General features: G+C 58.2%; 17 protein-coding genes. 12 read left to right on the forward strand and 5 right to left on the reverse strand.

All coding sequences use genetic code 11. The annotated features are described in order from the left end of the window. Positions 1-120: 120 nt before the first annotated feature. Together O77CONTIG1_RS10755 and O77CONTIG1_RS10760 are read left to right on the forward strand one after the other, a co-directional pair. On the forward strand, positions 121-351 hold the full coding sequence (locus tag O77CONTIG1_RS10755) for a hypothetical protein (RefSeq protein ID WP_068510466.1): 231 nt from the start codon (positions 121-123) through the stop codon (positions 349-351). 152 nt (positions 352-503) lie between these two features. Next, positions 504-1,133 (forward strand): hypothetical protein, encoded by a 630-nt coding sequence (locus O77CONTIG1_RS10760; protein WP_225894743.1) that lies wholly within the window; start codon positions 504-506, stop codon positions 1,131-1,133. On the opposite strand, the gene O77CONTIG1_RS10765 is transcribed toward O77CONTIG1_RS10760, so the two are convergent. Further along, positions 1,130-3,310, reverse strand: a complete 2,181-nt coding sequence (locus O77CONTIG1_RS10765) for a cation:proton antiporter (protein ID WP_084782504.1) — start codon at positions 3,308-3,310, stop codon at positions 1,130-1,132. The genes O77CONTIG1_RS10760 and O77CONTIG1_RS10765 overlap by 4 nt on opposite strands. 326 nt (positions 3,311-3,636) lie before the next feature. On the opposite strand from O77CONTIG1_RS10765, the gene O77CONTIG1_RS10770 reads away from it, so the two are divergent. After that, positions 3,637-4,278, forward strand: a complete 642-nt coding sequence (locus O77CONTIG1_RS10770; protein WP_068510470.1) for a hypothetical protein — start codon at positions 3,637-3,639, stop codon at positions 4,276-4,278. Positions 4,279-4,294: 16 nt separating this feature from the next. Then, entirely contained in the window at positions 4,295-4,996 is a 702-nt protein-coding gene (locus O77CONTIG1_RS10775; protein WP_068510472.1) for a pentapeptide repeat-containing protein, read from the forward strand. Positions 4,997-5,014: 18 nt separating this feature from the next. On the opposite strand, the gene O77CONTIG1_RS10780 is transcribed toward O77CONTIG1_RS10775, so the two are convergent. Together O77CONTIG1_RS10780 and O77CONTIG1_RS10785 are read right to left on the reverse strand one after the other, a co-directional pair. Then, positions 5,015-5,680, reverse strand: coding sequence for an IS1 family transposase (locus O77CONTIG1_RS10780; RefSeq protein WP_068510473.1), 666 nt, complete (start codon positions 5,678-5,680; stop codon positions 5,015-5,017). A 107-nt stretch (positions 5,681-5,787) separates the two neighbouring features. Further along, positions 5,788-6,369, reverse strand: a complete 582-nt coding sequence (locus tag O77CONTIG1_RS10785) for a Uma2 family endonuclease (RefSeq protein ID WP_068510475.1) — start codon at positions 6,367-6,369, stop codon at positions 5,788-5,790. A gap of 205 nt (positions 6,370-6,574) precedes the next feature. Between O77CONTIG1_RS10785 and O77CONTIG1_RS10790 the strand changes: the two genes are divergently transcribed. The 4 genes from O77CONTIG1_RS10790 to O77CONTIG1_RS10800 all read left to right on the forward strand — a co-directional run bounded on the left by O77CONTIG1_RS10790 (position 6,575) and on the right by O77CONTIG1_RS10800 (position 9,197). After that, on the forward strand, positions 6,575-6,760 hold the full coding sequence (locus O77CONTIG1_RS10790) for a hypothetical protein (RefSeq protein WP_068510477.1): 186 nt from the start codon (positions 6,575-6,577) through the stop codon (positions 6,758-6,760). A 118-nt stretch (positions 6,761-6,878) separates the two neighbouring features. Further along, positions 6,879-7,004, forward strand: coding sequence for a hypothetical protein (locus O77CONTIG1_RS26800; RefSeq protein WP_286132654.1), 126 nt, complete (start codon positions 6,879-6,881; stop codon positions 7,002-7,004). A 274-nt stretch (positions 7,005-7,278) separates the two neighbouring features. Next, positions 7,279-8,205 carry a CoB--CoM heterodisulfide reductase iron-sulfur subunit B family protein gene (locus O77CONTIG1_RS10795; RefSeq protein ID WP_068510479.1) on the forward strand — a complete coding sequence of 309 codons (927 nt, stop codon included), beginning with the start codon at positions 7,279-7,281 and terminating at the stop codon, positions 8,203-8,205. Positions 8,206-8,246: 41 nt separating this feature from the next. Continuing rightward, entirely contained in the window at positions 8,247-9,197 is a 951-nt protein-coding gene (locus O77CONTIG1_RS10800; RefSeq protein WP_084782506.1) for a DUF4230 domain-containing protein, read from the forward strand. Positions 9,198-9,201: 4 nt separating this feature from the next. On the opposite strand, the gene O77CONTIG1_RS10805 is transcribed toward O77CONTIG1_RS10800, so the two are convergent. After that, complete coding sequence (locus O77CONTIG1_RS10805; protein WP_068510481.1) at positions 9,202-10,410, reverse strand: M20 family metallopeptidase; 1,209 nt, start codon at positions 10,408-10,410, stop codon at positions 9,202-9,204. 114 nt (positions 10,411-10,524) lie between these two features. Continuing rightward, entirely contained in the window at positions 10,525-11,307 is a 783-nt protein-coding gene (locus tag O77CONTIG1_RS10810; RefSeq protein WP_068510483.1) for an ABC transporter ATP-binding protein, read from the reverse strand. 180 nt (positions 11,308-11,487) lie between these two features. On the opposite strand from O77CONTIG1_RS10810, the gene O77CONTIG1_RS10815 reads away from it, so the two are divergent. The 4 genes from O77CONTIG1_RS10815 to O77CONTIG1_RS10825 all read left to right on the forward strand — a co-directional run bounded on the left by O77CONTIG1_RS10815 (position 11,488) and on the right by O77CONTIG1_RS10825 (position 14,083). Continuing rightward, entirely contained in the window at positions 11,488-12,330 is an 843-nt protein-coding gene (locus O77CONTIG1_RS10815; protein ID WP_068510484.1) for an ABC transporter permease, read from the forward strand. 461 nt (positions 12,331-12,791) lie between these two features. After that, on the forward strand, positions 12,792-12,968 hold the full coding sequence (locus O77CONTIG1_RS23485; protein WP_317134252.1) for a DUF2997 domain-containing protein: 177 nt from the start codon (positions 12,792-12,794) through the stop codon (positions 12,966-12,968). An 89-nt stretch (positions 12,969-13,057) separates the two neighbouring features. Further along, positions 13,058-13,444, forward strand: coding sequence for a DUF1257 domain-containing protein (locus O77CONTIG1_RS10820; RefSeq protein WP_068510486.1), 387 nt, complete (start codon positions 13,058-13,060; stop codon positions 13,442-13,444). A 99-nt stretch (positions 13,445-13,543) separates the two neighbouring features. Then, positions 13,544-14,083 (forward strand): ferredoxin, encoded by a 540-nt coding sequence (locus O77CONTIG1_RS10825; protein ID WP_317134253.1) that lies wholly within the window; start codon positions 13,544-13,546, stop codon positions 14,081-14,083. Positions 14,084-14,156 lie beyond the last annotated feature (73 nt).

Here is a 14,156-nt window from a genome sequence, read left to right on the forward strand (position 1 = left end):
ACAAAGTTTCATCCTGAACCGTAGCAAAACCCTTAGACCGAGCTTAATATGAGTTAACAAAGCCAAGCCTGAGTGATGTCCTGACTGCGGAGAACCGTTCTCGCTCCCCGATTTCTAAATATGCCCAGACGCACTTCGCCGAACGACTTGCAGCATTGGGAAGACGCTTCCGATCTAGAGCATCTGGTGGTAGACAAGCGATCGCACAAGCGGGCCACGCCCGCCAAAGGTCGTCGCCGCAACCGTCGCTACGAAAAGCGGCTGCTGAACCACTATCTAGAAAATTCCGAAGATTTGGAATTGGAACTGGATGCGCCTGGTGGTGAAGCCAGTGCGCCGGTGGTTGAATAGATTGCTGGCGCAGACGGGCAGTTGCCTCTCTCGCTAGGATTGAGAGTGGTGGGCTGATTGTCAGGGCTGATTTTCCAGGCTGACTTTCAAGCGTTGTCACAAGCTCTGGACGCAGGTAAGGGTGGATTTTGACTGTTGATCAGGCATCTGAAATGACTGATTCTCAATCGTTGGAGATGACCGAAGAACGGGCGATCGCCACGCTGTCTCAGGCTGCGGCGGCCTTTTGCAATGGCGGCGATCGCCCCTCAGCGCAAACGCTGGTGGCAGCCATGCTGGCAGCAGAATCGGCAGCACGACACCAAAAAATGCCCCTTGCATTTGAAAATTTATTAGGACAGTGGCGGCTTTGTTTTACCACCACCGCCCGCAAAGCCCGCAGGCGAGGCATTCGGCTGGGGTCGGGCTTTTATTGGCCCCAGTTTGTGCCCGCGCAGATTGGCTTTGCGTCGGATGAGGCAGCGACAAACCAAGGCATGATTACCAATCAGGTGACCTTGGGCGGGCTGTGGCTGCGGTTTACTGGCCCCTGCCGCTTTCAGTCCAAAAAGAACCTGCTGGCGTTTGACTTTACCAAAATGGCAATTGGCGCGGGCGATCGCCCCCTGTGGCAGCGCACCCTGCGCGAAGAATCAGCGGCAGCATTTGCGGCACAGGCGATCGCCAAGTTGCCTTTCTTTGCCTTTTTTCAGGCTACGCCCCACTTTTTGGCAGCACGGGGACGCGGCGGTGGTCTGGCAATCTGGGTCAAGCAGTCAGACTTCTATCAGTCAGACTGCTAGGAGACGGGCGCTTCTGACGCATCGTCTGGCGCAATGCCGGAAGTTAGAGCATCGGCCGTAGCTTGGGGCGTTTCGCCTCTGGGTTCATTAGGGATTGCATTAGGGATTTCGTCAGGGGTGTCGTCGGGGGTGTCGTCGGGAACCGTGGAGTCAGGGCGATCGCCCTCGACCTCCTCAGTGACAGGCGCAGCAGCGATGGATTTCGACAAAAGCTGTTCGATTTCAACTGAGGGCTGGGGCAAGGTTTCCACCTCGGCAATGCGCTCCGGCATCAGACGGGCGTTGGGGTTGCTGCCGCCCAATCGTTTCAGCATTTTGGATTTGGGATTGTGCCACAGGTACAAGAGGCGATCGCCCTCCTGCAAGACCTCCGTCGAGGCAACCTGAAGCTGCCCGTCGCGCTCTACCAGCAGCGGCATCAGCTTGCCGTCCGCAATCAGCGTTGCCAGATGCACCTGCTGCTCGACCAGGATCGGCTCCTGAAGGACGGTTTCTCCCAAGCGCACATCGCGATCCTCCAAGTAACGGTTCCAGGTTTTCAGCGGCATTTTGGGCACAAAGGCGGGCTGCACCTTGGGCGAGGCGGGAGAGGTTGTGGAGGCGCTAGCAACACTGGTGGTGGTCGCCACGGGTTCAGTCTCCTGGCTCAAATCTCCCGGCACAACGGCCAGCACGCGGGGCGGCTGAAACTCCTCCGCAGCCCGCTGCGCCAGCACTTGATTCACCTGGCCATTGCTGGTCAGCGCCAAAAAGGTGCCTGCCCGCCCCAGTCCCGCCTGCTCCAGCACGTCGGTATCGAGCGCACTACTGGCGATCGCCCGCAAACCCTCCTGTTCCGCCAGTTTGCACGCCGCCAGGTCAGTGTCGATCAGCACCACCGACTCGCCCCGCTCCTGAAACATGCGCCCAATTAGCAGGCTTAGCGGGTTGCAGCCGACAATCACCGCCCCCGTCGCCTGCTTAGACGTAATATCTAACCATTCTGCCACCCACCGCGCCGTCAGCCCCTGCAAAAACACGGTCGAAAGGATCGTCAGAAACACCAGCGCCTTAATCGCCTCGCCACCGCTGATGCCGCGCTGAGTCAGCAAAATCGCAAACAGCGAGGCCACCGATGCAGACACAATGCCCCTGGGCGCAACCCAGCACATGAAGAGCTTCTGTCGCCAGTTCAGCCCGCTGTTCCAGGTACATACCGCCACATTCAACGGCCGCACGACAAACATCAGCGCCAGCACCGTCAGCCCAGCGCCCCAGCCCAGCGCAAACAAACTGGCGATCGACAAATCCGCTGCCAGCAGCACGAATAAAATCGACACCGCCAAAATTGTCAGTTGCTCCTTAAACCGCCGCAGCAGCCGCTCATCAGGAATCGACGAGGCCCGCAGCACCAACCCCGCCAGCACCACCGTCATCAACCCCGACTCGCTGCGGATGCTCTGGGCCAGCCCAAACAAGCCCCACACGCCTGCCAGCACGACCAGATTTTTCTGCCCTTCCGACAAAAACTTCGCCTGTTTGAGAAATTGCCCCAGCAGCCAGCCGCCCAGTGCCCCAATGCCGCCGCCAATGCCCAGCCGCAGCAGCAGCCCACTGGCTACCGACAGCGGCGCTGCGTTGCCATTCAGAATCACATCCAGCACCACCACCGCCAAAATCGCGCCCACCGGATCGATCAGCACGCCCTCGCCTTCTAGCAAGCTGGATACCTGGCGATCGACCTGCACTTGCTTCATGAGCGGGCTGATCACGGTCGGTCCGGTAACGACGACCAGCGAGGCATAAAGAAAGGCGATCGCCCAGGGAAATTCGCCTAGCCAGTGGGCCGCCATGCCGCCGCCCAGCAGCGTAATTAGCGTACCCAGGGTGACAAGGTTCCGCAGGCTGCCTGATACCGTGCTGAGCTGCCGCAGTTCCAAGTTCAGCCCGCCTTCAAACAAGATCAGCGCCACCGACAGCGCCACAATCACCTCCAGACCCACACCGAGGGACTGCGGATGCAGCCAGTCCAGCCCGTCGCCCCCCAGCACAATGCCAAAAATCAGCAAAAACACAATGCTGGGCACGTTGAAAAAGGCCGCCACCACCTGACCGCTAATGCCCGCCAGCACCGCAATCACAAATTGCAGCATCAGCGCCAGCGGCGTTTCGGGCGTGGGCGACAATCCCTCAATCATGGCAACAGGTGGGCACTTGCCGCCCCAAAACACGGTTTACCACGATGCCTTTAGCCAAATGCCTGAATCTGAAGACGGCTTTGAATAGGGTCTGACTCATCATTTTCTAACTGTAATCGGCAACGGGCGGCATAGACCGATCCTAGCTTTCCCTGCGGACCCCAATTCTCTTCACAAGAGGAATCCAGCTGGCTCTACAGGGGCGATCGCACTTCTTAAAAATCGCCTACACAAATCTCGCGCAAATCTTACGCTCACTCCCAGCCGCACCCAGAAAAGCTATACACTGGGCAATGGCTTGTCGTTTTTCTCACCCGTGACCAGCTTTGGGAATTGAGCTTCGCAGCTACGTTTATATTGACCGCTTACAATCCCAGCACGCCGCCTACATGGGCACCGTCGCCGTTGGGTTTCTGCCATTGCCGGGTGATGCCTCTCTGTGGATCGAGATTTCGCCAGGGATTGAAATCAATCGCCTGATGGACATTGCGCTCAAGTCTGCCGTCGTGCGGCCGGGTGTGTTGTTTACCGAGCGGCTATATGGCTTGCTGGAGGTACATTCCAGCAGCCAGGGCGAAACGCAGGCGGCAGGCCGGGCGATTCTGGCGGAATTGGGCGTGCGGGCGCAAGATTGCTACAAACCGCGCATCATCTCCAGCCAGATCATCCGCAACATCGACCCACACCACGCCCAGCTCATCAACCGCAACCGCCGCGGGCAAATGCTGCTGTCGGGACAAACGCTATACGTGCTGGAGGTCGAGCCAGCCGCCTACGCCTCGCTGGCCGCCAACGAAGCCGAAAAAGCCGCACTGATCAACATCCTGCAAATTTCCTCCGTGGGCAGCTTTGGGCGGCTCTATCTAGGAGGCGAAGAGCGAGACATTATCGCGGGTTCTCGCGCAGCAATCGAGGCAATCGAGAACTCGTCGGGCCGGCCGTTCCCGGACGCGGGACGCAAAGAGTAGGGCACGGGAGCGGGCTATGGCAAACGCCGAGCATGTGGCGCTGCTGCGGACAGGGGGCGATCGCTGGAACGAGTGGCGATCGCATGCTCCCGACATCACGCCAGACCTCAGCCATGCCAACCTCATCGGATTCGACTTGCAGGGCCTCAATTTGCGCCATGCCAACCTCCAGAACGCCAATCTTGCCTTTGCGCTGCTACGAGCTGCTAACCTCAGCCGTGCTGACCTGACGCTGGCAACCCTGCACAGCGCTCAGCTTCAGGCGGCTGACCTGTCTGATGCTCTGCTGGTTGGGGCCACCTTGCAACAAGCCGATCTGCGAGATGCCAGCTTTTATCGCGCCAACCTGACCGGAGCAAATCTCAGCTATGCCAACGCCCGCGCCACAAACTTTGCCTACGCCAATCTAGAGCGCAGCAGCCTCGCCTATGCCAACCTGCAACGCGCCACGCTAAACCACGCCAACCTGTGCAAAGCCAATCTGCTAGAAACAGAGTTGATTAATGCCTATCTCTTCGAGGCACAGCTTCAGGGCGCACAGTTGGTTTCCACCCACCTCAGCCGCGCTTACCTGTTCGGAGCCAATTTTCAACAGGCAACCCTCATTCAGACAGATTTGCGCTGGGCAACCCTGAGTTACGCCACCTTAGAAGATGCAATCCTACAAGACACCGACCTCAGCCGTTCCACCTTACAGCCCCGCCCGCCCCAGTGCTAGCCTCAACGGTAGTGCCTTTTAGCAAAGGACAGAGGAAAAGCTAAGCTCTTCCCGCTCTGCCAACTTCTCTCTGACATGGCAATTGTAGTCGTGGATGAACATCCAGATCGCACCGATGTGGTTCTCTATCTTCTTGGAAAAAGACAACGTCTTCCTCACCAACCGTGAAATCCGCTGTCTCAGGGTGATGTTCAGGCGTTCGATGTAGCTCGTCAATCCACTCTCTTTGCCAACAGCCGCATGGCGTTTGCTTGGGATGACGGTGACATAGGCCTCCCAGTCATCGGTATAGACTTTGGCACACTGTCGATAGACCGCCGGGGTGGACTGCCAGAGGGCGATCGCCGATACCCGAGAGCGCTCACCGATGTGGCAGCCGATGATTTCTCGGGTATCGGCATCGATTGCCGCTTTGGGCACAGCTTTGTAGCGCGCGTTGGCGTAGATCTGGAGCCAGCTATCCGAGACACCGCTGACCCTGGCAATACCGGCTAATGGAATTTTTTCCAACAGCAGTAGATTGACGAAAGCCCGGGTGTCCTTATCTTTCGGCTTCCACTGGGGATCTTCTACGAATTGGCGGTTGCAGTCTCGGCACTTGTAGTTTTGCTTGCCACGCCGAGTGGTGCCGTTCTTGGAGATGTCGTGAGACCCACAGGTTGGACAGATCCTCTCGATGGTCATGGAGCCTACTCCCCCAAAATCTGCGAATACGACAGCGTTACCTTTTTCTGTATCCTTTACGATAATCTACTACCTTTTAATCTTTGACTTTTTCCCTTCGCCTGCGCTTACTCCTGCCAAAACCACTCGAGGTTGAGCACAAATCCAGGCAAAACAGACTCTTCCGAAAGAGCTGCCGGAGTCTGCAAAATCTCTGGAGGATAACCCGGACGGTAGATTTCGACCTGTCGCTGCTTGCGGTCAATCAGCCAGCCGAGCCTCACGCCGTTGTCTATGTATTCGCGCATCTTGGCTTGCGCTGCCTCCAGGCTGTCGGTGGGAGACATTAACTCCAGCACAAAATCGGGGGCAAGGGGGGGAAACTTTTCTCGCTGCTCTGGGATCAGATCCTCCCACCGCTCCTTCGCAACCCATGCAACATCCGGTGAGCGATCGGCTCCATTGGGTAGCTTGAAGCAGGTTGAGGAGTCAAACACTTTTCCAAGTTGCGTCTGGCGATTCCAGATAACGAAGTCTGCATTGATTTCTGAATTGCGATTCCCGGTTTCTCCGCCTGTGGGTGGCATGAAAATGAGTGCTCCTGTTGCCGAACGTTCAATTCTTAAATCAGGATTTGCCCGACACAGGTCATAAAACTGGTCGTCGCTCAATTGCGTGGAGATGGGCATCTGAAGTGTAAGCGTGTCCATTGGCAGCGAGGAGAATTACCCGAATTAGAAATGATTCGAGCTTTATCGAGGTGCTTTCTTTATCGAGGTGCTTTTCAGTCTATCCCACTCCTGGGGTCGAGTTTAGAGGGGCATCGGTGGGATTTCAATCCTGATACGGCCTCAGCCCGAACTGCTAATCACCTGCTATACCTGGAGGAGAGACCTCTTTCTTCCCAGAATTCCCATGCAAAAGCTAAAACCCGAAGACGTGCTGCTGAGCGTGGCGACGGTGCCGCTGCTGGCGGGGCTGGTGGCGGCGCGGGCGATCGCCCAGGTGATGGTGTCTGTGGGGCAGACCAGCGAGGAGCTATTTCGGGGCGATCGCCTGCCCACGCTGCATGTCCATTCCTCCCACGATTCCTCAGTCTGAGCGAGTCCCCCAAAAATAAGCCAGAAAGCAAAACGGGAGAGAACGTTGCGTCCTCCCCCGGCTGGTTATTTCGATTGCCGCGCTGTGGCGGGCGATGCTTTGGTTGGTCGGAATCCGATTGCTTGAGCCTCTGGCTGAGCGCTTTGAACTGTTTCCGCAGTTGCCGCTGGCGGGCACTGCCGCCTTTGCCCTTGGCATTGCGCCCTTCTCGCCGGGGAGATTCCCAGCGCTTGAGTTGTCGTGACACTTGCTTTGCCTCCCTGGCATTTACACAGGCATTTACACGCTTATTGTATGAATTCCACAGCAAGGTTGGCGATTCCGGATTTCCCTGATGGCACGGATGGGTTTCCCGATGATTTCCCAGCCACGCAACGCTAATTTGGAAAAGCTTGCGAGATGTGGAGAACCTGGAAGGGCGATCGCCAAACACGCCATCATAGAAAAGCCCCTCCCATCCTACTCCCCATCCCATCATCTCCTCATCTCGAACACCCCAACACCCCAACCCTCCCTCAATGACCCTTTCCACCGTTTCTACCCAAACCCTCCGCTACGCCTATTTTCCCGGCTGCGTCGCCCAGGGAGCTTGCCGAGAACTGTATCAATCGACCCAGGCGCTGACTCGTGCCCTGGGCATTGAGCTAGTGGAGCTAAAAAAGGCTTCCTGCTGCGGCTCCGGCACGTTCAAAGAAGATTCTCAACTGCTGGAAGACACCGTAAACGCCCGCAACATTGCCCTGGCTGAAGAACTAAACCTGCCGCTGCTGACCCATTGCAGCACTTGCCAGGGCGTGATTGGGCATGTGGACGAGCGGCTGAAGCACGCCAAGGAAGCCGATACTGCCTATTTTGACCAGGTGAACGGGCTGCTGAAGCAAGAGGGCTGCTCGCCCTACAAGGGCACCAGCGAAGTGAAGCATCTGCTGTGGGCGCTGGTCGGCGACTTTGGGCTGGAAGAGTTGCAGCGGCGGGTGACGCGCAAGCTGTCGGGGCTAAAGTGTGCGGCATTTTATGGCTGCTATCTGCTGCGGGCGCAAGATCATCTGGTCTACGACGATCCGTATAATCCCCAGTCGATGGAAAATGTGTTTCGGGCGGTGGGCGCAGAACCTGTGTTTTATCGGGGACGGACGCAGTGCTGCGGCTGGCCGCTGTCGAGCTACGCCACCGAAACTTCTTTCAAGATGGCGGGTGGGCACATTCTGGAGGCGATCGCCGCTGGAGCCGACTGCCTCGTGACACCTTGCCCGCTGTGCCACCTCAACCTGGATTCGCGCCAGCCCGAAGTGCAGCAGGTCATCGGCGAAACCTTGGGTCTGCCCGTTCTGCATCTGCCGCAGCTCGTGGCGCTGGCGCTGGGCATCAGCCCTAAGGAGCTAGGGCTGGAACGTCATGTGGTTTCGACTCGTCCTGTGCTGGAGAAGTTAGGGATTAGGGGTTAGGGGTTGGGGGTTAGGGAGCAGGCATCAGGAGGTGAGGCGGAATGACGGAGGCAAATTCGCGGGGGAATGCTGCGGGCAATTTTCTGCACAGCCTGTCGCTACTGCTGAGTGGCGGCGTGATGGCGGCGGGGCTGGCGGTGGGCGTGGGGCTGTGGCAGGGGGGCGATCGCTTCTTGACGCAGCTTCGGGCGTTTTTCACGGTGCAGCAGCCCGCCCCGCAGGTGGATGTGCAGTCCCTCGTGGTGCAGCAGGTGCGGACGATGAGCGAACTGACGACGGCGGTGTTTGGGATGCAGGCCGTGGTGCCCACCAGCCGCGATCGCACGTTTGGCGGCTACACCATTGGGCAAACAACGCTGCTCTACATTGCCTATGGCGAAGTGCGGGCGGGCATTGACCTGTCGCAGATTTCGCCCACCGATGTGCAGGTGGTGGGAGAGAGGGTGACCCTGCGCCTGCCGCCGCCGCGCATCCTGGACAGCAAAATCGACGTGACCCGCTCGCAAGTTTACGACTACGATCGCGGCTTTTTGGGACTGGGGCCAGACGTTGCGCCGGAGCTTCAGGAGCTGGCGCAGCGACAGACACTCCAGGAAATCATTGCGGCGGCCTGTAGCCAGGGCATTTTGCAAACGGCGAGTGATCGCGCTCAAATCGCCATTACCCAACTCCTCAGTGCCGCAGGCTATCAGATCACGGTTCAGCCCCAGCCGCCCGCCCCCGACGCTTGCCCCGCTGCCACTGTGCCCGCAGGCGACCCCACAAGCCTGCCCGCCTCGCCCTCGCAGTCACCCACCATCAGTAACACGCCCGGAGCCGCGATGAACCCTGCCCCAGCAAGTCCAACCCCGGTCAATGCTGCACCGCTGCGATCGCCGCTAAATCTGCCAACCCCAAACCCAGTGCCCCCCAACTCGCCCTCGCAAAATAACTCGCCCGAACTGCCAGGGACAGTCGGCAGCCGCCAACGTATGACCTTGCCGCTTGTCTGACTCTCTAGCGACAGAAATGCTCGACGCAGCGCACGAAGATTTCCACGCCCAGGCCCAGCGCCGTTTCGTCGAAATCGAAGCGGGGATGGTGGTGCGGGTAGGCCAGCCCCCGGTCGATGTTGGCGGAGCCGAGGAAGAAATAGCAGCCGGGGACTTCCTGCAAGAAAAAGGACATATCTTCGCCACCCATCGTCTGGCAGTCGGGCACTACGCCAGCGGGCGTTTCCACCACGTCTTCAGCAACCGAGCGGATCAGATGGGCGATCGCCCCATCGTTGATGACGGGCGGATAAAGGCGATGATAGTGGAACTCGTAGGTTGCGCCGTGGCTCTGGCAGGTGCCCGCGATAATCTCTTCAATGCGACGATCGAAAAAGTCCGCCAGCGCCGGGTCGAAATAGCGCACCGTGCCCCGCAGGTAGGCGCTGTCGGCGATCACGTTACTGGCTTTACCCGCCTCAAATTTGCCCACCGTCACCACGCCCGATTGCAGCGGGTCGAGATTTCGCGCCACGATGGTTTGCAGCGCCGTCACCACCTGCGCCCCCACCAGGATGGAGTCCACCGTCTGATGCGGCATTGCGCCGTGGCCGCCGCGCCCGTGAATCGTGCATTCAAATAGCTCCACCGCCGCCATCATCGCTCCGGCGCGAATGCCCACCTGGCCCAGCGGCAGATTGTTCCACAGGTGCAGCCCGATGATCGCGTCCACATCGGGATTTTTCAGCACGCCCGCCGCCACCATCGGCTGCGCGCCGCCGGGCCCTTCCTCCGCTGGCTGAAAGATAAACTTGACCGTGCCCGCAAAGTCCCGATGCTGCGACAGGTAATAGGCCGTGCCAAGGGCGATCGCCACATGCCCATCGTGCCCGCAGGCGTGCATCCGCCCGTCGTGCTGCGAGCGATAGTCCACCTCGTTTTCTTCCTGAATCGGCAGCGCGTCCATGTCGGCACGGATGGCCAACACCGGCCCAGGGCGATCGCCCTCCACCAAGGCCACAATGCCCGTCTGCGCCACCCCCACTTCATGCTCAATGCCCCACTCGCGCAGCTTGGCGGCGATAAAATCCGCCGTGAACTGCTCCTGAAAGCCTAGTTCCGGTCGCTGATGGAGCTGTCGCCGCCACACCGAAAGCTGCGGCTGCAAGGCGCGGATCTGGAGCCGGATGCGAGAGGTATCAACCGAAGGCGAGGCAGTGACAGTGAAAACCATTGTAGTTAGGGGTTAGAGGTTGGGGGTTAGGGGTTAGGCGCGTCCCTTCACATAATCCATGATTACAAATCTTCTTAATCTCACCCCATCACCCCATCACTCCATCACTCCCTCTCACTCCCGCAGACTGTGCAAAATCTCCCGCTTGAGGCTGAGAAACTCCGGAGACAGCTTCAGATCCAGATCGCGCTGTTCAGGCAGATCGATGGGGACTTCTTGCTTGAGGCGGCCGGGGCGGCTGCTCATGACGTGGACGCGCTGCGACAGGTAAATGGCTTCTTCGACATCGTGGGTAATCATCAGCACGGTGATGTGGGTCTGCTGCCAGAGGTCTTGCAGAAATTGTTGCATCTGCTCTTTGGTCTGAGCATCCAGTGCGCCGAAGGGTTCGTCCATGAGCAGCACTTCGGGTTCGGTGGCCAGGGCGCGGGCGATCGCCACTCGCTGCTTCATGCCGCCAGAAAGCTGCTTGGGGTAAGCTCCGGCAAACTGCGTCAGCCCTACAGTGTTGAGGTAGTAAGCGACGCGCTCTTGCTGCTGCGCTTTGGGCATTTTTTGCAGTCGCAGCCCAAAGGCAACGTTTTGCGCCACGGTTAGCCAGGGATAGAGCGTGTAGCTCTGGAACACCATGCCTCGATCGGCTCCCGGCCCCGGCACCACCTGCCCATCCACCCGCACTTCCCCGCTAGAGGGCGGCACCAGCCCCGCCACAATATTCAGCAGGGTAGACTTGCCGCAGCCCGAAGCCCCCACCAGACAGACAAATTCACGCGGAAAGATCTCCAGGTTAATCTCGTCTAAGACCTGAAGCAGCTTGCCCTGTACCCGATAGGACTTGGACACCTGGCACACTTCGAGCTTGGGCAACGCAGCGGATTCAGCAGCAAAATCAGGCATGGAGGGCGATCGCCAAAGGCTTCAGCACAAGGAGAATTGCCCAAAGTATAGCCTCCGCCCCCGCCCCGTTTGGTACTTTAGGTGTCAGGCTAAAGGCTTAGGCTGCGGGAGCGACAGTCCCAAAACCCAAAATCCCAAACCCAAAATCCCAAACCCAAAATCCCAAACCCCCCATTCTCTATGACCGCGCTCCCCGATCCCCCATTCGCGCCCGCGCCCAAACAATACCTCCAGCCCTCCGTCTTCTGGGGCATTCGTCAGGACTTTCCCAAACGGCTAGCGCTGCTGCTGATTGGGCTGGCGCTGGGGGTGCCGCTGCTGCTGTGGGCGATCGCCAGCTATGGCGGCTGGGTGCGACCGATATTTTTGCCCACGCCGACGGCTGTCGTTCAGGCGGGCATTGGGCTATTGCAGGATGGGCTGCTGCGCGATGTGCTGGCAAGCTGCGGTCGGGTGCTGGGGGGCTTTTTGCTGGCGGCGCTGGTGGGCGTGCCGATGGGCATTCTCATGGGCACGTTTGACAGCATGGAGAGTCTGTTTGCACCGCTGGTGGGCACGGTGCGCTACATGCCTGTGGTTGCCTTTGTGCCGCTGATTGTGATTTGGGTAGGGCTGGGGGAATGGTCGAAGGTGCTGATTATTTTTCTGGGCGTGGTGCTGTACAACGCCATCATGGTAGCGGATGCGGTGAAATTTATCCCCAACGAGATGATCCACGTTGCCTATACGCTGGGGGCCAAGCGGCGCGACGTGCTGTTTAGGGTGATCATGCCTGCGGTCTTTCCCAGCGTGCTGGATACGCTACGGGTGAATATTTCCGGCGCGTGGAACTATCTGGTGATTGCAGAATTGGTAGCAGCGCAGAGCGGGCTGGGCTTTCGCATCGTGCAGTCGCAGCGGTTTCTACAAACCGACAAGGTGCTGTTTTGCATTGCCATCATCGGCGGCATCGGGCTACTGCTGGACTACACGCTGCGGGCAATCTCGCGCCGCCTCACACCCTGGGCTGATCAAACCCGCTGAATCAGACAAACCGGCTGTTTCTGGTCATAGCAATGGGGAGTGCCCTTTCCTCTATTGCAATCATTAGGAAATCTTCAGATGGAATCACGGGCGATCGCCCCTCGGATTCTTGACGGCATCTTGAAGTTAAGGGACACTAACAACAAGAGTCATTACTATCCCTTCTACAACGTTTAGTTACGGTTTATCTCCAATTGACTCGATACATTTCTTTGGACTTGACCCAGCTTTTGAGCAAATTGCCGGATTTGGATTTCAGGAAATGTTGAGGGTCTGAGCCTTTAGGAAGCGTTGTGTTTTCCAAAAGTCCGTTGGCTTCGTTGGGCTTGCGGAGCAGCAAGGCAATTTTGAGGCAGGCGTTGTGGGGTGGATACAGACTTTGGCTTAATTTGGCTCAAACGTTCGTTCGATTTAGGATTCGCTGAACGTATGGAAACGCTAGAATTCATCATCTACCCCCGATGGTCGCGTGCAGGAAAAAAGTCACTGGCATTGTCGGTGCTTCCTGCGCCGAGGTCACTGCTGCGATTGAAGCGCAGTTAGGACAGGTGCTGAGCCAAGAGCCAACTTCTGAGTTTTTTGCACAGCCGAATACAGTCTCTCCGACCCAATCTCAGTCAGCCTTCAGCGAGTGGTAGGCTGAATTTTTCATCCAAACCTGCTGATCCTTGAGAGTTTCATTACTGTCGCTCCCCTCCTTTTATTCTTTGGTTTAGTTAGAAAACTCATGTCACACTTTAGCCAAATCAAAACTCAGATCCGCGATTTAACCTCCCTCCAGCAAGCCCTGACCGATTTGGGCGTGGAATGGAAGGCTGGCCCCCAGCCTGTGCGCGGCTATCGCGGACAAACCCACGAGGCAGAAGTCGTCATCGAGCAAGACAACGGCTACGATGTCGGCTTTAGTTGGAATGGTCAGGAATATGCACTGGTGTCTGACCTGCAATATTGGCAGCAGCCCTTGTCGGTCGATGGCTTTCTGCGCCGCGTGACCCAGCGCTACGCCTATCACACGGTGGTCAAGGAAACGACCCGCCAAGGCTTCCAGGTAGCCGAAGAGCAGCGCCAGTCCGACGGCTCGATCCGGCTGGTAGTGCAGCGCTGGAGCGCCTAGGTTTTCGAGCGATTCGCAGGACTATGAGGGGTCAGCCAGAGCGCTGACCTTTTGCTTATCTTCGTGCCTTTTGCGTATCTTCGTGCCCTTTGAAGTATTTTGAAGTGCAGTTTCATAGAAAAGCAGGTTAGGCCCGATTGGGGCGATCGCCCTATTGCGCTGACCGAACCGAGGTATATGGACGAATTCTCTTCCTCAAATCCGCCGTGGGATTCGGCAGAACCGACTGGACTGGAGCCAGAACTGGGCGGCGACTGGCGCGACTCGTCTGAGCGCACTGGCTTCGAGCCAGAACTAGGCGGCGAGGTGCGCCAGAAAGGGGTCTATGTGGATGAAGTGACCTGCATCGGCTGCAAGCACTGCGCTCACGTTGCCCGCAATACGTTTTTCATCGAGCCAGACTATGGGCGATCGCGCGTTATCCGCCAAGACGGCGACCTGGAGGAGGTCATCCAGGAAGCAATCGACACCTGCCCGGTGGACTGCATTCACTGGGTCGATTACACCGAACTCAAAAAGCTGGAAGAGGAGCGCCAGTATCAGGTGATTCCCGTCGCAGGCTTTCCGGTCGATCGCTCCCTGATTGCGGCCAATATGCGGCGGAAGCGGGCTGCGGCAAAGCGACGAAAGGCAGAGTGACCGGGATGATCGTGGGAGAGAGCTGAGGATAGCTGGGGATCGCCGGGAGATGGCAGGTAGCGATCGCCCCACC

This window comes from Leptolyngbya sp. O-77 (assembly GCF_001548395.1).
GTDB lineage: Bacteria > Cyanobacteriota > Cyanobacteriia > Elainellales > Elainellaceae > Thermoleptolyngbya.